The 18,736-nt window shown below is 51.4% G+C and carries 16 protein-coding genes; all 16 read left to right on the forward strand.

Annotated features, from left to right (window positions below):
• Nucleotides 1–3 precede the first annotated feature (3 nt).
• The 16 genes from speE to deoC all read left to right on the forward strand — a co-directional run bounded on the left by speE (nt 4) and on the right by deoC (nt 18,731).
• Complete coding sequence (gene speE / locus HMPREF7545_RS03000; RefSeq protein WP_040571198.1) at nt 4–864, forward strand: polyamine aminopropyltransferase; 861 nt, start codon at nt 4–6, stop codon at nt 862–864.
• The gene (speB, locus tag HMPREF7545_RS03005) at nt 845–1,726 is read left to right on the forward strand and encodes an agmatinase (protein WP_006694199.1); all 882 of its coding nucleotides are present in this window, start codon (nt 845–847) and stop codon (nt 1,724–1,726) included. The genes speE and speB overlap by 20 nt, the downstream gene beginning before the upstream one ends.
• A 72-nt stretch (nt 1,727–1,798) precedes the next feature.
• Nucleotides 1,799–2,089 (forward strand): Asp-tRNA(Asn)/Glu-tRNA(Gln) amidotransferase subunit GatC, encoded by a 291-nt coding sequence (gene gatC, locus HMPREF7545_RS03010; RefSeq protein WP_006694200.1) that lies wholly within the window; start codon nt 1,799–1,801, stop codon nt 2,087–2,089.
• Nucleotides 2,090–2,101: 12 nt separating this feature from the next.
• Nucleotides 2,102–3,568: an Asp-tRNA(Asn)/Glu-tRNA(Gln) amidotransferase subunit GatA gene (gatA, locus tag HMPREF7545_RS03015; RefSeq protein WP_040571161.1), complete on the forward strand. Its 1,467-nt coding sequence runs from the start codon at nt 2,102–2,104 to the stop codon at nt 3,566–3,568.
• On the forward strand, nt 3,565–5,004 hold the full coding sequence (gene gatB, locus HMPREF7545_RS03020) for an Asp-tRNA(Asn)/Glu-tRNA(Gln) amidotransferase subunit GatB (protein ID WP_006694202.1): 1,440 nt from the start codon (nt 3,565–3,567) through the stop codon (nt 5,002–5,004). Before gatA ends, gatB begins: the two co-directional genes overlap by 4 nt.
• A gap of 229 nt (nt 5,005–5,233) precedes the next feature.
• Nucleotides 5,234–5,902, forward strand: coding sequence for an HAD family hydrolase (locus HMPREF7545_RS03025; protein ID WP_040571162.1), 669 nt, complete (start codon nt 5,234–5,236; stop codon nt 5,900–5,902).
• Nucleotides 5,899–7,296 carry a 23S rRNA (uracil(1939)-C(5))-methyltransferase RlmD gene (gene rlmD, locus HMPREF7545_RS03030; protein ID WP_006694204.1) on the forward strand — a complete coding sequence of 466 codons (1,398 nt, stop codon included), beginning with the start codon at nt 5,899–5,901 and terminating at the stop codon, nt 7,294–7,296. The genes HMPREF7545_RS03025 and rlmD overlap by 4 nt, the downstream gene beginning before the upstream one ends.
• Nucleotides 7,297–7,341: 45 nt before the next feature.
• Nucleotides 7,342–8,241, forward strand: a complete 900-nt coding sequence (ylqF, locus tag HMPREF7545_RS03035) for a ribosome biogenesis GTPase YlqF (protein ID WP_006694205.1) — start codon at nt 7,342–7,344, stop codon at nt 8,239–8,241.
• A gap of 14 nt (nt 8,242–8,255) precedes the next feature.
• The gene (locus HMPREF7545_RS03040) at nt 8,256–9,011 is read left to right on the forward strand and encodes a ribonuclease HII (RefSeq protein ID WP_006694206.1); all 756 of its coding nucleotides are present in this window, start codon (nt 8,256–8,258) and stop codon (nt 9,009–9,011) included.
• Nucleotides 9,012–9,135: 124 nt separating this feature from the next.
• Nucleotides 9,136–11,148, forward strand: coding sequence for a hypothetical protein (locus HMPREF7545_RS03045; protein WP_006694207.1), 2,013 nt, complete (start codon nt 9,136–9,138; stop codon nt 11,146–11,148).
• 88 nt (nt 11,149–11,236) lie between these two features.
• A complete protein-coding gene (locus HMPREF7545_RS03050; protein ID WP_006694208.1) occupies nt 11,237–11,569 on the forward strand; it encodes an EscU/YscU/HrcU family type III secretion system export apparatus switch protein in 333 nt (110 codons plus the stop codon).
• Entirely contained in the window at nt 11,566–11,922 is a 357-nt protein-coding gene (locus HMPREF7545_RS03055; protein ID WP_006694209.1) for a YraN family protein, read from the forward strand. The genes HMPREF7545_RS03050 and HMPREF7545_RS03055 overlap by 4 nt, the downstream gene beginning before the upstream one ends.
• A gap of 137 nt (nt 11,923–12,059) precedes the next feature.
• The gene (locus tag HMPREF7545_RS03060) at nt 12,060–13,706 is read left to right on the forward strand and encodes a putative manganese-dependent inorganic diphosphatase (RefSeq protein WP_040571163.1); all 1,647 of its coding nucleotides are present in this window, start codon (nt 12,060–12,062) and stop codon (nt 13,704–13,706) included.
• A gap of 81 nt (nt 13,707–13,787) precedes the next feature.
• The gene (gene pcrA, locus HMPREF7545_RS03065) at nt 13,788–16,031 is read left to right on the forward strand and encodes a DNA helicase PcrA (RefSeq protein WP_006694211.1); all 2,244 of its coding nucleotides are present in this window, start codon (nt 13,788–13,790) and stop codon (nt 16,029–16,031) included.
• A gap of 7 nt (nt 16,032–16,038) precedes the next feature.
• The gene (gene ligA / locus HMPREF7545_RS03070) at nt 16,039–18,060 is read left to right on the forward strand and encodes an NAD-dependent DNA ligase LigA (protein ID WP_006694212.1); all 2,022 of its coding nucleotides are present in this window, start codon (nt 16,039–16,041) and stop codon (nt 18,058–18,060) included.
• Nucleotides 18,061–18,071: 11 nt separating this feature from the next.
• Nucleotides 18,072–18,731 carry a deoxyribose-phosphate aldolase gene (gene deoC, locus HMPREF7545_RS03075; protein WP_040571164.1) on the forward strand — a complete coding sequence of 220 codons (660 nt, stop codon included), beginning with the start codon at nt 18,072–18,074 and terminating at the stop codon, nt 18,729–18,731.
• Nucleotides 18,732–18,736 lie beyond the last annotated feature (5 nt).

Raw genomic sequence — 18,736 nt, forward strand, 5'->3', positions numbered from 1 at the left:
ATGATGGAATTTTGGTATACGGAACAACATACACCGGATGTACGTTTCTCGATTCGCGTTGACCATCAGCTCTACAGCGGACAGAGCGAGTTTCAGCGGATCGATGTATTTGAGTCACCCGAGTTTGGACGATTTCTGACGCTTGACGGCTATATGATGCTGACAGAGAAGGATGAATTCATCTATCACGAGATGATTACGCATGTGCCCATGTGTGTTCATCCGGAGGCAGCGGACATCCTCGTCATCGGCGGCGGAGATGGGGGAACAGTACGCGAGCTTTTGCGTTATCCGTCCATACGCCATATTGACCTTGTAGAGATTGATGAGATGGTCGTCAATGTCTGCCGCGAATATCTGCCCTCTACCGCGTCTGGGCTGGATGATGTACGCGTCAGCATTCACTACGAAGACGGACTGCGCTTTGTACGAAAACCAATCAATACCTACGATCTCATCATAGTGGACTCAACAGATCCGTTTGGTCCGGGGGAAGGGCTGTTCACGAAGGAATTCTATGGGAATTGCTTCAAGGCTCTGAAAGAGGACGGCATCATGATCAATCAGCATGAGAGCCCGTTCTACGAGCAAGACGCCTATGCCATGCAGCGTATGCATCAGCGCATTGTTCATTCATTTCCGTTCAGCCGCGTATATCAGGCTCATATCCCAACATATCCTTCCGGCCATTGGCTTTTCGGGTTCTCGTCCAAACTGCGGCGTCCCGTAGAGGGCGTGAACTTTGCACGATGGAAATCCCTTGGAATCAAGACGCGTTATTATAATACGCAGCTTCATGCGGCTGCTTTTGCCCTGCCCAACTATGTGGAGGAGATACTTGAAGATGTGGAACCGCAATGTTGAAACGTTCCTTGGATGTGACGGGACATACGAAAACAGCCATATTGTGATTTTTGGTGCACCATTCGACTCGACAACGTCCTATCGTCCAGGAACGCGGTTCGCTTCCCGTACCATGCGCGCGGAGTCCTACGGACTGGAGACCTACAGCCCATATCAGGATCTCGATCTCGAGGATGCATATGCATTCGACGGCGGCGATTTGGAGCTGCCGTTCGGAGATACGGAACGTGCTCTTGATATGATCCATACATACGCAAAGAATATCCTAGAGGGGGGACGGCTGCCCTTTCTGATCGGGGGTGAGCACCTTGTGAGCCTGCCTGCAATCAAGGCTGCGGCAGAGAAGTATCCGGATCTTGCAGTGATTCACTTTGATGCGCACACTGATCTGAGAGATGAATATCTTGGAAATCACCTCTCCCACGCAACGGTGATACGACGTGTGTGGGACATTTTGGGAGATGGGTGCATCCACCAGTTTGGGATCCGCAGCGGAGAGCGTTCGGAATGGGAGTGGGCACGCAAGGGACATACAAATCTTCATCCCTTTACCTTTACCGGTCTTTCAGAAACAGTCACCGCAGTCAAGGATCGCCCTGTCTATCTCACCATTGATCTCGATGTCCTTGATCCTTCAGCCTTTCCCGGAACAGGAACTCCAGAAGCTGGAGGGGTGACGTTCATTGAACTTATGAAGGCGGCACTCTCTGTGATTCGTGGATGCAATGTCGTTGCTTGTGATCTGGTAGAGCTCTCACCGCCGCTTGATCCGAGCGGAACATCCACAGCGACGGCCCTAAAAGTCCTGCGGGAGATGATTCTGGCTTTGGAAGCAGATTTTATACACCCGCCTCGTATCTGATGATTTCGTTTGATACCTGCGGGACGATTTGCTATAATAATTCAGATACTGTAAGGAAAGATGGTGTAGGAAATGAATGTAACGGAACAGGATCTCACGACGACGGCGCATCTCTCGCGCCTTGCAATTCCTGCTGCTGAGAAAGACGCTGCGCTGAAAACACTGGGGGATTTCCTCACGTATGTGGATAATCTTTCCGATGTCGATACAAAGGATGTGCAGCCGACGACGTATGCACTGCCCATCGAAAATGTCTTCCGTGCGGATGAGGTACGCCCGTCCCTTTCAAATGAAGCGGCACTTTCGAATGCCCCGCTCCACGAGAACGGCTATTTCAAGGTACCGAAAGTACTCGAAGGGTAAGGAGGAGCTGTTGTGAGCTTATATGAAAAACCGGCGCATATCCTTCATGATATGCTCACGCGCAAAGAAATCAGCGCACATGAACTGACAGAGGACGTGTTTGCGCGCATGAATGCTGTGGAAGGAGAGGTCGGCGCATATCTTCTGGAAACGCGCGATACTGCACTTGCTGAGGCAGATCGTGTAGATGCAAAGATTGCAGCAGGGGAAGAGATTCAGTTTCTCGCGGGTATCCCCGGCGCTGTCAAGGACAATATCTGCACGAAGGGGATACGCACAACAGCGGGTTCAAAGATTCTTGAAAAATTCGTACCCCCTTATGATGCAACGGTTATGTGTAAACTGAACGCCTCCGATGCAGTTATTATCGGCAAGGCGAATCTCGACGAGTTTGCAATGGGAGGATCAACGGAGAACTCCGCCTTCCATCCAACACGGAATCCTTGGGATGTGGAGCGTGTACCCGGCGGATCCTCCGGCGGCAGTGCAGCAGCAGTTGCCTCTGGAACTGCAGTCTGGGCACTCGGCAGTGATACGGGCGGATCGATCCGTCAGCCTGCCTCATTCTGTGGGATTGTCGGACTGAAGCCAACCTACGGACGAGTCTCTCGCTATGGGCTTATGGCATATGCCTCTTCTCTCGATCAGATCGGCCCCCTAACGCGCAATGTCACAGACGCTGCGCACATCATGAATATCATCGCAGGCCATGATGTCATGGACTCGACCGCAAGCAAGGCTGCGGTTCCGGACTATACTGCAGCCCTCCGTGGAGACGTGAAGGGGCTAAAAATTGGTATGCCTAAGGAATACTTCGTCGCAGGGATGGACTCAGAAGTAGAGGCTGCGATCCGCAAAGCAATTGAGGACTTCGAAACGATGGGCGCAGAAGTCAGAGAGATCTCTCTCCCACACACGGACTACGCCGTCTCCACCTACTACTTGATCGCGCCCGCAGAAGCCGCAACAAATCTTGAACGCTACGACGGAGTAAGCTATGGTGCGCGCGTAGATGGGGAAGATCTCGTCGATATGATGACACGCACGCGCACGGAAAAATTTGGTGCGGAGGTTAAGCGCCGCATCCTCATCGGAAACTATGCACTTTCAGCAGGCTATTATGATGCCTACTATCTCAAAGCGCTGAAGGTTCGGACCCTCATTCAGCGAGATTTTATGCAAGCATTCGAGGATGTCGACATTATCATGACGCCGACGGCACCGACAGCCGCATATAAGATTGGCGAGATGACGAGCCCTCTGCAGATGTATTTGCAGGATATCTCGACTGTTCCAGTCAATCTTGCAGGGCTTCCGGGTATCTCCATCCCTTGCGGCTTTACCTCATCTGGGCTTCCCATCGGGTTGCAGATCATCGGACGCCCTCTTGCAGAGGAGACGATCCTGAGCGCAGCATACGCCTACGAACAGGGGCATGATTTCCATACGAAGATGGCGCCGATTGGAGGAAGGGCATGAAATACGAAACCGTCATCGGCCTTGAGATTCACTGCGAACTCAAGACAAAGACCAAGATTTTCTGCGGCTGTACCACAGGCTTCGGCGCAGATCAGAATACGCACGTCTGTCCTGTCTGTCTCGGCCTTCCCGGTGTCCTGCCCGTCGTCAATCGTCAGGTGGTAAACTACGCCATCAAGGCGGGGCTTGCAACAAATTGCGAAATCAACGGTTACAGCAAGTTTGACCGAAAGAACTACTACTATCCTGATCTGCCGAAGAACTTCCAGACTTCTCAGTTTGATCTCCCGATTGCGGAGCATGGCTGGGTGGACATTGACACGGAAGCAGGGAAAAAACGCATCCGTCTCACACGTATACACATGGAAGAGGATGCGGGCAAACTTGTCCACTCCGGCACGACAATCAAGGACTCCTCTTCATCCAACGTGGATTACAACCGTACGGGGGTGCCTCTGCTCGAGATTGTCTCCGAGCCCGACATGTCCTCAGCGGAGGAAGCACGTGCCTACATGGAGAAGATCAAGGCGATCATGGAATACATTGATGTCTCCAACTGCCGCATGGAGGAGGGTAATCTTCGCGCGGACATCAATGTCTCCTTGCGCCCCACCGGTTCAGATGTGCTCGGTACACGCACAGAGATGAAAAATATCAACTCCTTCAAGGCGCTCGAAGATGCTATCAACTACGAGGTCGAGCGTCAAACCGAGGTGCTCGAAGAGGGAGGTCACATTATTCAGGAGACTCGCACGTGGGATCCAGAGCGTGGCATCACACTCTCCATGCGCAGCAAGGAGGAGGCACATGACTACCGCTATATGCCAGAACCAGATCTTCCGCCTATCGTGACAAGCAAAGATGAGATCGAAGCGATTCGCAGGGAGCTGCCGGAGCTGCCTGATGCACGTCGTGCACGTCTGATGGATGAGGCGGGGCTCTCTGCCTATGATGCGGGCATCATCACAAGCTCACGTGCAATGGCGGAATACTATGATTCCATTACCGCTACGGGCGCGGATGCCAAGCTTGCAGCAAACTGGCTCATGGGTGACCTTGCAAAAAACCTCAACGCTGAAGGCAAGACGATCGAGGAATCGCCCGTCGATGCAAAGCGTCTCGGCGAGATGATCCTCCTCATTTCAAAGGGGACGATTTCCTCAAAAATCGGAAAAACAGTGTTCAAGGAGATGTGGACATCGCCCGATGCTCCTGAGAAAATCGTTGCAGACAAGGGCCTTGTTCAGATCACAGATACGAAGGAAATCGAAGATATCGTCGATCAGGTCATCGCAGCAAACGCAAAAGCGGTCGAGGACTACAAGGGCGGCAATAAGAAGGCGATCGGCGCACTTGTTGGGCAGGTCATGAAGCAGTCCAAGGGTAAGGCAAACCCACAGATGGTCAACGAGCTCTTAGCAAAAAAACTCGGCTGAGAACAAGGAATTGCTGATAAAATGGAGTCCGTCAGATTGGTGCAGAATTTTTATTTTGTCAGAGAAGCACACCGGACGCATGGCTACTGCGCTATGTAGAGAGGTTGTTGACGCCGGCAGTGCAAAAAGATACACCAAAATGATGGCACTGAATTTATCAGTGCTTCTACAATCAAACAGCCTTTTCCGCAGGGGAAAGGCTGTTTTTGTCAAAAAGGGGGGTATTTCCATGAAATACGAAGCTGCTATATTTGATCTGGACGGCACATTGGTAGACTCATTGGACGATCTGGCGGACAGTGCAAACGCTGCACTTCATGCACATGGATTTCCAGAGCACGAAGTAGCAGCATATCGCTATTTCGTGGGCGATGGTTCCCGCAAACTGATCGAGCGGATTCTTCCAAAAAAACACGCAGAGGATGCAGGATTTGTAGACGCATTTATGGCAGAGTACAAGAACTTCTATGCCGAGCATCTGCTCCATAAGACAAAACCATATGACGGAATCATGGATATGCTGGAAGAGCTTCGCCGGCGTAGAATTCCTATGGCCATCTGCACCAACAAGCATCAAAATGCCGCAGAAAGTATCGTGGAGGCACTGTTTCCGCATAACATATTTCATGAAATCATTGGTGATCAAGATGGACTGCCCCGCAAGCCTGATCCGCAGAAGGTTCTTTATATCATGAAAAAATTCGGGGTTACAGGAGCGAATACAGCTTATTTCGGTGATACAAATGTGGATATGGATACTGCGCGTAATGCAAAGACGTTTGCTGTTGGCGTACTCTGGGGATTCCGCCCTAAGGAGGAACTCGTTGCACATGGTGCAAACGTGCTGCTGGCACATCCGATGGAACTGTTTAAAAAGGTGACATTTGCAGAGCAATGAAACAAAAAGAGAAAACAAAGCGCACAGCGATGATTCCTGTCCGCAAAGGGCAGATTTATAACATTCCAATCGACCGCCTTGGGACGAGCGGGGAAGGAGTCGGACGATATGAAAACTTCACCATATTTGTCCCCAATGCACTTCCAGGTGAAAATGTCTGCATCATCATCGAAGAAGTGAAAAAAAATTATGCACGCGGGCGCGTGAAGGAAGTTCTGCAAGCAAGCCCGAAGCGCATTCCTCCGCATTGCGAGATTTATGCAGACTGCGGAGGCTGTCAACTCCAACACCTCTCCTATGAGGCACAGTTAGATGCGAAGCGTGCACAGGTCGCAGAGGCGCTGACACATATCGGTAAACTCTCACAAATCCCAGTGAAAGAGACTATGCGCGCAGAGGAGCCATGGAACTATCGGAATAAAATGCAGTTTCCCATCGGCATTAACAAAGGAAAGATCCTGGTTGGCTGCTTCGCACAGGGAAGCCATAATATAATTGACACGAAGAACTGCCACATCCAGCACACCGCAAACAATGATCTTGCAAATGCTATGCGCGATATCGTCGAACACCTCCATATCCCTGTCTACAACGAGGACACCCATAAGGGGGTTATGCGCCACATCATCGGACGTGTCGGACGAAACAACGATCTCATGGCGGTCATCGTAACCGCGACGAAACACCTTCCACGGGCAAAGGATGTCGTTCGTATGCTGCGCGAGCGTCTGCCAAATCTCGTCAGTATTCACCAAAACATCCAAACCTACCACAACAACGTCATCATGGGGCGAGACACCCAGCTTCTGTGGGGACGTCCGACCATCATTGACTCTTTGGGGCGGCTGAACTTCCATATCTCGCCGCGCTCCTTCTTTCAGGTCAACACGAGGCAGGCAGAACGCCTTTATGAACAAGCACTTGCCTATGCCGATCTGCATGGTACAGAGACTGTCATTGATGCTTACTGTGGTACGGGAACGATCACTTTATTTTTGGCACAACGGGCACGAAAGGTCTACGGCATCGAGATCGTACAGCCCGCCATCCTCGACGCACGGAAAAATGCACGGGACAACCATGTAAAGAACGCTGAGTTCATTGTGGGCGATGCGACCGCCGTCATGCCCGCTCTCTACAAGCAAGGCATTCGCCCTGATGTCGTCGTCATTGACCCGCCGCGTGCCGGCTGCAACGAGACTGTCCTCTGCACCTTCGCAAATATGAGACCACAGCGCATCATCTACGTCTCCTGCAACCCTGCAACACTTGCTCGGGACCTCGCCATATTGAAAGAACTTGGCTATATAACCCAGGAAGTCCAGCCCGTGGATCTTTTTCCACAAACTTCGCATGTAGAAAACGTGGCACTTATTACCAAAAAATCCATTTGAACAGGAAGATGAGTGGTAAGTATTAATTTTACTAGAAAGGTCATAATGGAAAACAACAATATAATCGACATTCCAAGCCTCCAGTGGTACCCCGGACACATGCGGAAGGCGGAGCGGCTGGTCAAAGAAAATCTGAAGCTTGTAGATGTAGTAGTTGAACTTCTGGATGCACGAATTCCGATGAGCTCAGCGAATCCCGTATTGCGGGAGATTGTGAACGGAAAACCGCGCCTTATTGTGCTCAACAAAGCTGATCTTGCAGATGAGACGGCGACGCGTGCATGGGTGAAATACTTCGCTGCAGAAGGACTTACGGCGGTTCCGGTAGATGCGGTAAAGGGGCGCGGGGTTAAGGAGCTTGTGCAGGCAATTGCAAAATGTGCGAAGCCGAAAACAGACAAACTCGTACACCATGGAGCAAAGGCGCGGGCAGCACGCTGTATGATTCTTGGTATTCCAAATGTGGGAAAATCCTCGCTTATCAATCGACTGTCGGGCGGATCAAAGACGAAGGTGGAGAACCGTCCCGGTGTCACGCGCGCAAAACAGTGGATCCGTCTCGGCGCACAGCTGGAACTTCTCGATATGCCGGGAATACTCTGGCCAAAGTTCGAGGATCAGCATGCGGCACTTCACCTTGCCTTTACGGGAGCAATCAACGACAACGTCTACGATGTGGCAAGTGTTGTTCTCCTGCTTCTTGATACGCTTCGCACAGCATACCCATCCGACCTCATGGAACGTTATCGACTGGAGGGGGAGCTGCCAAGCGGTGCAGCACTGCTTGAGGAAATCGGACGAAAACGCGGATGTCTGCGTGCGGGCGGTAAGATTGACTATGAAAAAGCAGAACAGATTGTATTGACCGATTTCCGCAGCGGACGTTTGGGACGTGTTACATTGGATGTTCTGCCATCTATTCCCGCCACAGAGAATGCGCGGTAAAGGAAATAGCGAAAATGACGATAAAAGAGATAGAGAGTATCTTTCTGCATGGCAATGTGACAGATGATTTCATCGAAGGCTGCCGGAGTGATTCACGAAAGTCAGTACAGACCATCCTCCGCCGCTATGAGCGCGCGCAGAAGGAGCACGAGCGTCTGCACGCCATGTACACATATGAACGCGCCGCCATTGAGGCGGGACATCTCATCGTCGCAGGAGTGGATGAAGCAGGACGCGGACCTCTGGCAGGACCTGTCGCAGTCGCCGCTGTGGTTCTGCCGATGGAATGCCACCTGTCGCACCTCAACGATTCCAAAAAGCTCTCACATGCAGTACGTGAAGAACTTTTCGCACAGATCACAGAACAGGCGTTTTCGTATCATATTTCGCTGATTGATGCTGAGACCATCGACCGCATGAACATTCTTCAGGCAACGAGGATGGGGATGTACGAGGCAATCGCAGCCCTTACGCCCGCCCCCGACGAGGTTCTGATCGACGCAGTGGAGCTTCCAAAACTCTCAATGTCTTCAAAATCCATCATCAAAGGAGATGCAAAGTCGGCATCGATTGCAGCGGCATCCATCCTGGCGAAGGTGACGCGTGATCATTTGATGGAACAATACGATACAGAATATCCGCACTATGGCTTTGCAAAGCACAAAGGCTATGGAACACAAGAGCATATCGACGCGATTCGCAAATATGGTGTCTGTCCTATTCACCGCAAATCCTTCGAGCCGATACGCTCCATGCTGAACGATATCTAAAGGACTCACTGATAAATTTACTGATTCACTAACAGAAAAGGCTGTGAATACCGTGTCGATGGAAGCAAATACTACAACAGCATCTCCCGTAATTCCTGCCGTATCTCAGATTTCACAGGGGAAAATGACCGAGGCTGTTCAAAATCGTGGAGATCAAGGAGATTCGTCCGCTGCATTCAGCCAACGTACGAACGTCTCGATTGAAACTGCCATCGACCATATGGCAGATATCCTTTCGAAGATCAATGGACGTCAACAGACAAATGTACAGCAAATGCCTCAGGAGCTTAAAGAGCTCATCCAAAATATGATACGACAATCCTTTTCCCTTGAGACGACGCTCGGTCAAGGACTTGGGAGTACTGCCGCAAGTCAGCGCTTTTCCACTGATCAGCTGACAACCCTTGCGCGTATACTCAATCAGTTGGGTGCAATGGCAGAAACGGACAGCAGCGGCATCCCTCGTGTCGGAGATGATCTTGCAGCACTTCTTACGGGGTTAAAAACGGCACTTATCAAAGAAGCCGGAGGAACATTCGAGCCGATCATGCTGACAAAGGCAGCGTTTCAGCTGCTTGATACCGGAAACGCCGAGTTCCTTCCAAAAGATCTGCAGACGTCTCTCTCCCAACTGAATGCACAGGGCTCTGCATCTGCCTCCTTATCCGGCAATGCAGGAACGACCTCGCTTTCCTTCCTGAATCAGTTGGTTCAGCTCCTGATGCCTCATGATGCGGCAAGCACTGCGCAGTCGATGCCGACAAATGGAAGCATGCAGGAAGGCACACCTCAGACTGCACCTCAAAATCTAATAGGCGAACAGGAGGGACGTGCCTCTTCGACTGTGCAGAATACAAATACTGCTGTGCCGGAGGAAAATTTGCTGGAACAGCCACCAAATGCAACGAGAACGAATGCGTTGGCAAAAGAAAACACGACGGCAGCACGACAGGCAGAAAAGGCACCGAGCGCACCTACACCATCGAATACATCATCTGCACAGGGGACAAATGAGACAGGAACAGCTCAGAAGGCGATGATGGGGGACATTCCTTCGGGAACAAATGTCCCCGGACGTGAGCAAAATTCTGCGACACCGACAGAGAATACGCAAATCCCCGCACAGTCCGGAAAAGAAGCGGCCCCTATGCCCAGGCAGGGAGATCCGCAAACTTCTATGGAAAACAAAACACCTCCCGAAGGGGAAGCACAAACGGTGTCCCGTTCGGAGACACAAACAGTAAAAGCAAATCTGCAGGAAGAGACTGCCGCACAGCCTGCACGCCCCCAGAGCGAACGCGAAGCAGAACTGAAAAATGCGGCAAAGGTGCCGACACAAAGCGCGGCGCAAATGAAATCCGCAGAGATACAAGGCACGATTCCGCGATTCTTTACACAGATGATGGAGAATACGCCGCAGACCATGAATGTCCTGCGAAACCTCGCACAGTCACTTCTCCAAAACGATAATCTAAGTCAGCGAGAGACGCGGCTGCTGCAAAACTTTGTGAATGGGCGCAGCCAGACGTTGAGTGATGGAGATGCAAAACAGCTGCAGAAGCTTATCCATCTGACGCAGCAAAACATTCCCGGGACTGTACGTCAAGCCGCACTTGAACAACAGATGCCGGATCTTCCGCGCCTTTGGGCATTTATGCAAATGGCAGATATTGTAAAGACACGTAAGATGACAGCGGAACAATATAAACGTGCTGGCAGGGATGTTGCGGCTCTCGCGCTCACTATGCGCAACGCACTTGAGGGTGAAAATGCGGCACCACAGCCGGGGCAGCGTTCGATGAACTTTATCATGCCTCTCTTTATGGGGGCATCTGAATATCCTGCGTACATCCATGTCTACGATGAATCACATACGGATGAGGATACGGGGAACCATAGAAAGGAAACATGGCTGCGCATTTGCGTGCTTACAGACAACATTGGCACGGTAGAGCTCATCAATCGAATTTACGAGGAAAATCACGTTGATATGCGCCTCTACTTCTCGGATGCGGATGCTGCATGGGAGTTTCGTAATGCACTTGACACCATACGAGAGACAGCAGATGGAACCTCGTTCATCATCGAAGGCATCCAAATTGGAGCCATCGGTGAGCGGCGTTTCTTTACAAACTAAGTCTCATACCCCTCAGCGCACTCGTTACGTAAAATGCACCGGATTGTACCATATGAATATCAAAATCAGACACAAGGATGGGTGAGAGATGGCGGAACGATGGGATAACGACACTTCTCCTGTCGATACTATACCAAAAGAGCAGGAACAGGAGCAGCGTGCCGTCGCGATCAAATATGATGTCAAGAATGACCAAGCACCGCGCGTTACGGCAAAAGGGCGTTCGCTCGTTGCCGACCGTATCCTTGCAGAAGCACGCAAAAACGGCATTCCCGTCTATCAGAACAAATCCCTTGTCAATATGCTGATGGCACTCGAAATTGACCGTGAGATTCCGCCGGAACTTTATCGCACGATTGCGGAGGTGCTTGCCCATGTCTACCGGATTGACCGCCATGCGGGCGATCGGAGATCATCATGAGCAATAAAACGCTTGGCGATCAGGGGGAAACCTGTGCTGTTGAATATCTTCGGCGACAGGGGTGCCATATTCTCACTCGTAATTATCGAACAAAGCTTGGGGAAATCGATATTATCGCGGATGATCACGGCACTTTAGTCTTTATCGAGGTAAAAACACGCCGCAGCTCGCATTATGGTCTTCCTGCAGAAGCAGTTCACTATAGGAAACAGCAAAAAATTATACAAACAGCATATTGTTATTTGCATACACACCACATGGAGAATCATCTCTGCCGTTTCGATGTTCTTGAGATTTACGCAATGAAAGATGGCTGGAAAGTCAATCAGATCAAATTTGCTTTCGAAGCATAAAATTGAATATATGGATGTCAGTAGTCCAATCTATTGACATCTTTTTATTTTTGCAAAAATTGAATCACTTCAATGAGTATGTTATAATGGTAATCAAGATATGCGGCGTGTGGAAGCCGCAATAGGGAGGTATCATCTTGAACGTTGCAAAGCCGATTTATGTCATTGGACACCGCAATCCGGATACAGATTCAATCTGCTCAGCGGTCGGATATGCACATCTGAAGCAGGCCATGGGTTTCAATGCAATTGCCGCACGTGCCGGTAAGGTGAATAAGGAGACAAAGTTCGCGCTTGAGTATTTCCATGTAGAACAACCGCTCCTCATCCCAGATCTTTATCCGCGCGTCAAAGATATTGCGATGGACTGCAAGATCGTCGTCCGGCAGCATGACACACTGCGAAATCTGGGAGAGGTTTTGCGAGAAAACGATCTGCGCTCAATTCCCGTAACAGACAGCAAGGGGATCCTCGTCGGCATTGTTTCGGTCAGTGACCTTGCAAAACGTTATTTCCAAGAGCTTGGCATGACAAATCTCTCGGATATGCGCGTTCGGTATCGCGACATCATCCGCGCAACGGACAGCAACGTCCTCGTCTCAGGAGAAGAAGGGGAAACCATCAAGGGGCAGATTCGTATTGCGGCCGGCAGTATGGAGACGATCCACAAACTCATCAAAGAAAATGATATTGTACTCATTGGCGACCGCCATACGGAAACGATTCTTTCCTGCATTCAGCAGGGAATTTCCTGTCTGATCGTAACAGGAGACGGACGTGTTCCTGTTGAAGCCTTGGAGGAAGCGGAGGCGCGCGGCGTCTTTGTGCTCTCAACTCCCTATGATACCTATACTGTGGCACGGCTTATCAATCAGTGTGTACCAGTCCGACGGATCATGCATGATAATCCCGTCTGTTTCAAACCGCTTGATCTCCTTTCCGATATCAAGGGGACGATGGAGGAAACCAATTTCCGCAACTATCCCGTCATTGAGAACGGACGTATCGTCGGCCTTGTGAGCCGTGACCGACTGGTGGTATCGGAGCCGGCACAAGTCATCCTCGTGGATCATAACGAACGCAATCAGGCGGTCGAGGGCATCGAAGAAGCAAAGATTATTGAAATTATCGATCACCATCGCTTCGGCGGAATCAGCACCAGTGAGCCGATCTATACACATGCAGAGCCGGTCGGCTGCACTGCAACGATCGTCTCGAACATGCACTGGCAAAACGATATTGATATTCCGCCATCAATTGCGGGGCTTCTGCTCTCGGCGATTATATCGGATACTGTCCTCTTCAAGTCGCCAACCTGTACACCAAAAGATAAGGCAGCAGCAGAGCGTTTGGCGGATATCGCAAATGTTGATCTCAACACATACGGTCTGGAAATGCTTAAGGCAGGCTCGAGTACCGGCAATATGTCACCAATGGAGATTGTACGCAACGATCTCAAAGAGTTCACAATCGGTGCCTATCGCGTCATTGTCAGCCAGACCTCCGTCATGGATACGAAGGAAATTATGGCAAAGGAGGATGAGCTGCTTACTGCGATGAAGGCCATCTGTGATACAGAGGGCTTCGATTTGAGCCTTGTCATGATTACGGATATCCTCGAGGAGGCGACCTATCTTCTCTTCACAGGATCACCGCGCACACTGATCGGAGAGGCATTCCGCAAAGATACGAGCGGTACTCATCTCTATCTGCCCGGTGTCATGTCACGCAAGAAGCAGATCATCCCGCCGCTCTCGGAAGCCGTCAAACGGATCAAGACGTAATGTATATCACCATATGACAGCAGGGGCGGAGTTTGCCATTACGGCGGCCCCGCCTTTCTTATTGGAGTAAAAGGAGTTCTCATGGATTTGTTTCAAGGGCTGAACGAGCCACAGCAGCGAGCCGTAGCATGCCTTGAGGGACCTCTCCTGATCGTGGCAGGAGCAGGCTCCGGTAAGACACGTGTCTTGACCTTCCGTATCGCAAATCTCTTGGAGCATGCTGTTCCACCGTACCGTATACTTGCCATCACCTTCACGAACAAGGCAGCGCGTGAAATGAGAGACCGCGTCGACACACTGATCGGGGATTCTGCACGCGATGTCTGGCTGAGTACATTTCACTCGTTTTGTGCTCGTTTCCTGCGCATGGAGATCGAGCATCTTGGTACCTATGCTAAGAATTTCGTCATCTATGACGCCTCGGACACGAAGGGGCTGATCCGCGAATGTCTCAAGGAACTAAATATCGATGAGAAACACACTGCTCCGGGTGCCGTGCAGTCGCATATCTCAGATGCAAAGAACCGTCTCCTTGATGTCAAGACATTTGCGGCGCAGGCAACAGATTTCTTTGCGGAGCAAGTAGCGAAGATCTATGAATTGTATCATTCGAAACTGCTAGCGAACAATGCACTGGATTTCGACGATCTCCTGATGCTGACGGTGGAACTTTTGTCAAATAATGAGGAAATACGCGAGAAATACCAAAAGAAATTTCAATACATCCTCGTGGATGAGTATCAGGATACGAATGGCGCGCAGTATGCGATCACGAAACTGCTTGCCGAGGGACATCGGAATATCTGTGTCGTTGGGGATGCGGATCAGTCCATCTATGGCTGGCGCGGTGCGGATATGCGCAACATCCTGAACTTCGAACGCGACTATCCAGAAGCGACGGTAATCCTGCTTGAGCAAAACTATCGCTCGACGAAGAATATCCTTGCTGCGGCAAATGCAGTGATTGATAACAATTTGACCCGAAAAAAGAAGGATCTCTGGACGGATAATCCGACGGGTGATCCCCTCATCGTCTACGAGGCAAGTACGGAAAAAAACGAAGCAGCCTTCATTGTGCGCGAGGTGGAGCGTCTTCATACGATGTTCAACGCGAAATATGGAGACATCGCCGTTCTCTACCGAACGAATGCCCAATCCCGCAATATCGAGGAGGCATTCTATGCGACGGGAATTCCATATGCAATGGTCGGTGCGGTGCGTTTCTATGACCGCCGTGAAATCAGGGATATTATTGCATATCTGCGCGTTATCTACAATCCGCGCGATACTCTGAGCCTCCTCCGCATCATCAACGTCCCCAAACGAGGACTCGGACAGACCACACTGGGACGCATGATGGAAAAGGCGGCAGAATATCGCATCTCACTCTTTGAGCTGATCACAGATGCACAGCTGATTGGTACAATACCAAAGCTCTCTGCGAAGGTGAAATTCGAACTCGAGAATTTTGCTGCACTCATATTTACATATATGGGACAGCTGGGAACGCACCCCCTTCACGAGATTGTCGAGGACATCATCGAGGAGTCGGGCTATGCCGCAGCCCTCGAGGATGACACAAAGGAAGACAATCACGATCGCCTCGAGAACCTGCGCGAGTTCATCAGTGTGGCAAAGAACTTCGAGGACGGTGCCGAGGAAGGGGAAAACGGGCTCGAGGACTTCCTCGCGCAGATCTCGCTCATCTCCGATGTGGACGAGACGGAACAGTCGGACGGCAACGTGACGCTCATGACCTTCCACGCGGCAAAAGGGCTGGAGTTCCCGACTGTATTCATGGCAGGCATGGAGGAGGGGCTTTTTCCACATTCTCGTACCCTGCTTGACGATACGGAGATCGAGGAGGAACGGCGCACCTGCTATGTAGGAATTACACGTGCCGAATGCCGCCTTTATCTTACCTATGCACGTCAGCGGACGATCTACGGGCGGACGGAGATGTCGCGTCCTTCACGTTTTTTGACAGAGATTCCGGAAGAACTGCTTGAGCATAAGACGGCGGATTTCTTTGCGGAATCCACCAGCGGGCGCGGACGCTCCGATGTCTGGGGACGCGGTTCATCGGGCGGGCGGCGCTCCTATCTGCCGCCGCCTCCGCAGCATACTGCAGAAGACGGGAGTATCATTCGCCCCGATGCCGCAGCAAAGTTCACAGCGGGAGATGCCGTTCGCCACAGCAAGTGGGGGGACGGACGCATCGTTGCCATCAGCGGTGAGGGAGAGGATGCAGAGCTTACGATCGCATTTCCCGGAGAAGGTATCAAGAAATTCGTGCAGAAATATGCACCGATTTTGAAGCTGTGAGGAACATATGAGCGATATCAAGGAAATCAAAAACGAACTCACAGAGCTGCGGAAAAAGATCCGAAAATACTCGAAGCAGTATTACGATGAGAATGCGTCCGACATCTCGGATTATGATTTCGATCTGCTTATGCAGCGGCTCAAGGCGATCGAAGCGGAGTATCCAGAGCTCATCACAAAGAATTCGCCGACGCAGAAGGTGGGCGGAACCGCGCAGCGCGAGGTGGGAGTGCTTGTCCCACATGATGTTCCGATGCTCTCCCTCCAAGACGTGTTCAGTGAGGACGAAATTCGCACATTTGTCACGGGTGTTCTCTCACATTTCCCGTCAGCGGAGTTTGTTGTGGAAGAAAAGATCGATGGGCTGTCCCTTGCCCTGCGCTATGAAAACGGTGCACTTGTACGCGCCATCACACGCGGCGACGGAGTTGTACAGGGCGAGGATGTAACTCTGAACGCACGCGCAATTAGCGATGTTGTAGAGACACTGCACGACTCCGTCCCATATTTTGAAGTGCGCGGAGAGGTCTATATGGAACGCGCTGCATTCGCTGAGGTCAACGAACGGCAGGAGCTGCTCGGGCTGAAACCGTTTGCAAATCCACGCAACTGTGCCGCAGGAACGCTGCGTCAATTGGATGCACGCGTGACAAAGGAACGAAAGCTCTCGATGTTCGTATTCAATTTGCAGCGTGCAGAGGGACATTCATTTACCTCACATACTGATGCATATGATTTCATGCGGGCACAGGGGATCAAAATCATAGCAAACTATAATGTCTGTCATACGGCAGATGAAGTCTGGAACGCAATCATGGCGATTGGTGCACGACGCGGAGATCTTCCCTACGACATTGACGGCGCCGTCGTCAAGGTCAATGACTTTGCACAGCGTGCGGAGCTCGGTACAACGGCAAAGGCACCGCGCTGGGCAATCGCCTACAAGTATCCGCCCGAGGAAAAGGAGACAATCCTCCGTAATATCGAGCTCTCCGTTGGACGGACGGGGCGCATTACACCGACGGCAGTGTTCGATCCTGTTCAGCTCTGTGGTACGCGTGTTGAGCGCGCGACCCTGCATAACCAGGACTATATCGATAGTCTGGATGTGCGGATCGGTGACACGATTCTCGTCTACAAATCGGGAGAGATCATCCCGCGTGTCAAAGCAGTTATCAAGGAAAAACGTCCGAAGAACACACCGCCATTTGTGATCGGCGATCAATGTCCCGTCTGCGGCTCACATGCCGTACGCGAGACGGATACAGCAGATATGAAATGTCAAAATCCGGCGTGTCCCGCACAGGTAGAAAACCATATCTTGAATTTTGTCAGCCGCAACGCGATGGATATCAAAGGATTTGGAGAATCGGCGATCATTGCACTGACACACGCAGGCTATCTGCATGATATTGCCGATATATATTCATTGCATTTGCATCGTAATGAGCTGATTTCCTCCGGTCTGATCGGACGGGAGAAGAGCGTCGACAACCGTCTTGCCGCAATCAATGAAAGCAAGGCGAACACACCGGATCGTCTCCTCACGGGACTTGGGATCTCGGGCATCGGACGCGCGGCAGCAGTCTCGCTCATGCAGGCATTCCCGTCCATTGATGCCTTGCAGGAGACAGCGTGCACAGATCCCGAAAAAATCCGTGCTGTTCCCGACATGGGTGAAATCAGCGTGCAGAAACTCACGGAGTTCTTCACCTCGGAAACGGGGAGAGCCTTGCTCGACAAATTCCGTGCGGCGGGCGTGAACTTTGCGAGTACCCCGATGAAGCCCGCAGGTGCGGCACTGGACGGCAAATCTTTTGTCATTACGGGTACGCTTCCGACGCTTTCCCGTGAGGAGTGTGCCTCTCTGATTACGTCGCATGGCGGTACGGTAAAAAGTTCTGTGTCGAAGAAAACCGACTATCTTGTTGCAGGCGAAGCAGCAGGGAGTAAGCTGCAAAAGGCCGAAGATCTCGGCATTCCCATCTTGGACGAGGCATCACTCAGAGATATGATTTCTGCGAAATGAAAGGATCAACGATGAAACTCAGCAGATATATCGATTCTTCTCCTCTGAATCCTGCGATGACCTTCGATGAGGTGCGTGCAGCGATTACGGAGGCGGTACGGCAGGAGTGCTGCTCGGTCTGTGTGCAGCCGGCGGATATCCCGCTTGCCGTTCAGCTTTGTCAGGGTACCGATACACGTGTGTGTACGGTGCTCGACTTTCCGCACGGGAAAGCCCCCGCAGCGGTCAAGGAAATCGAGGCACGCTATTATATGGAATACGGCGCAGAGGAGCTTGACATGGTCATGAACTATGGGCTTGCCCGCTCCGGGAAATGGGACGAGGTCGAGGTGGAAATACGCGCCGTTGTCAACGCTGCCCATGCGCGTAACGTGCTCGTCAAAGTCATTTTCGAGGCAAGCCAGCTGACATCGGAGGAGATTGCACGGGCAACGGAGGTCAGCATTGCAGCGGGAGCAGACTTCGTCAAGACAGCGACGGGATTTCTCGGCACGGGAGCAACTGAGGAGCAGCTGCGCATTATGCTGGATACGTCGCACGGACGATGCAAGGTCAAGGCATCCGGCGGCATTCGGGACTATGCTACCGCAAAGAAATTTTTGGATATGGGTGTGCATCGTCTGGGCATCGGCAGTTCGTCTGTCGCAAAAATTCTGGCTGAAGCAGAATAAACATG

The organism is Centipeda noxia ATCC 43541 (assembly GCF_000160555.1).
Lineage (GTDB): Bacteria > Bacillota > Negativicutes > Selenomonadales > Selenomonadaceae > Centipeda > Centipeda noxia.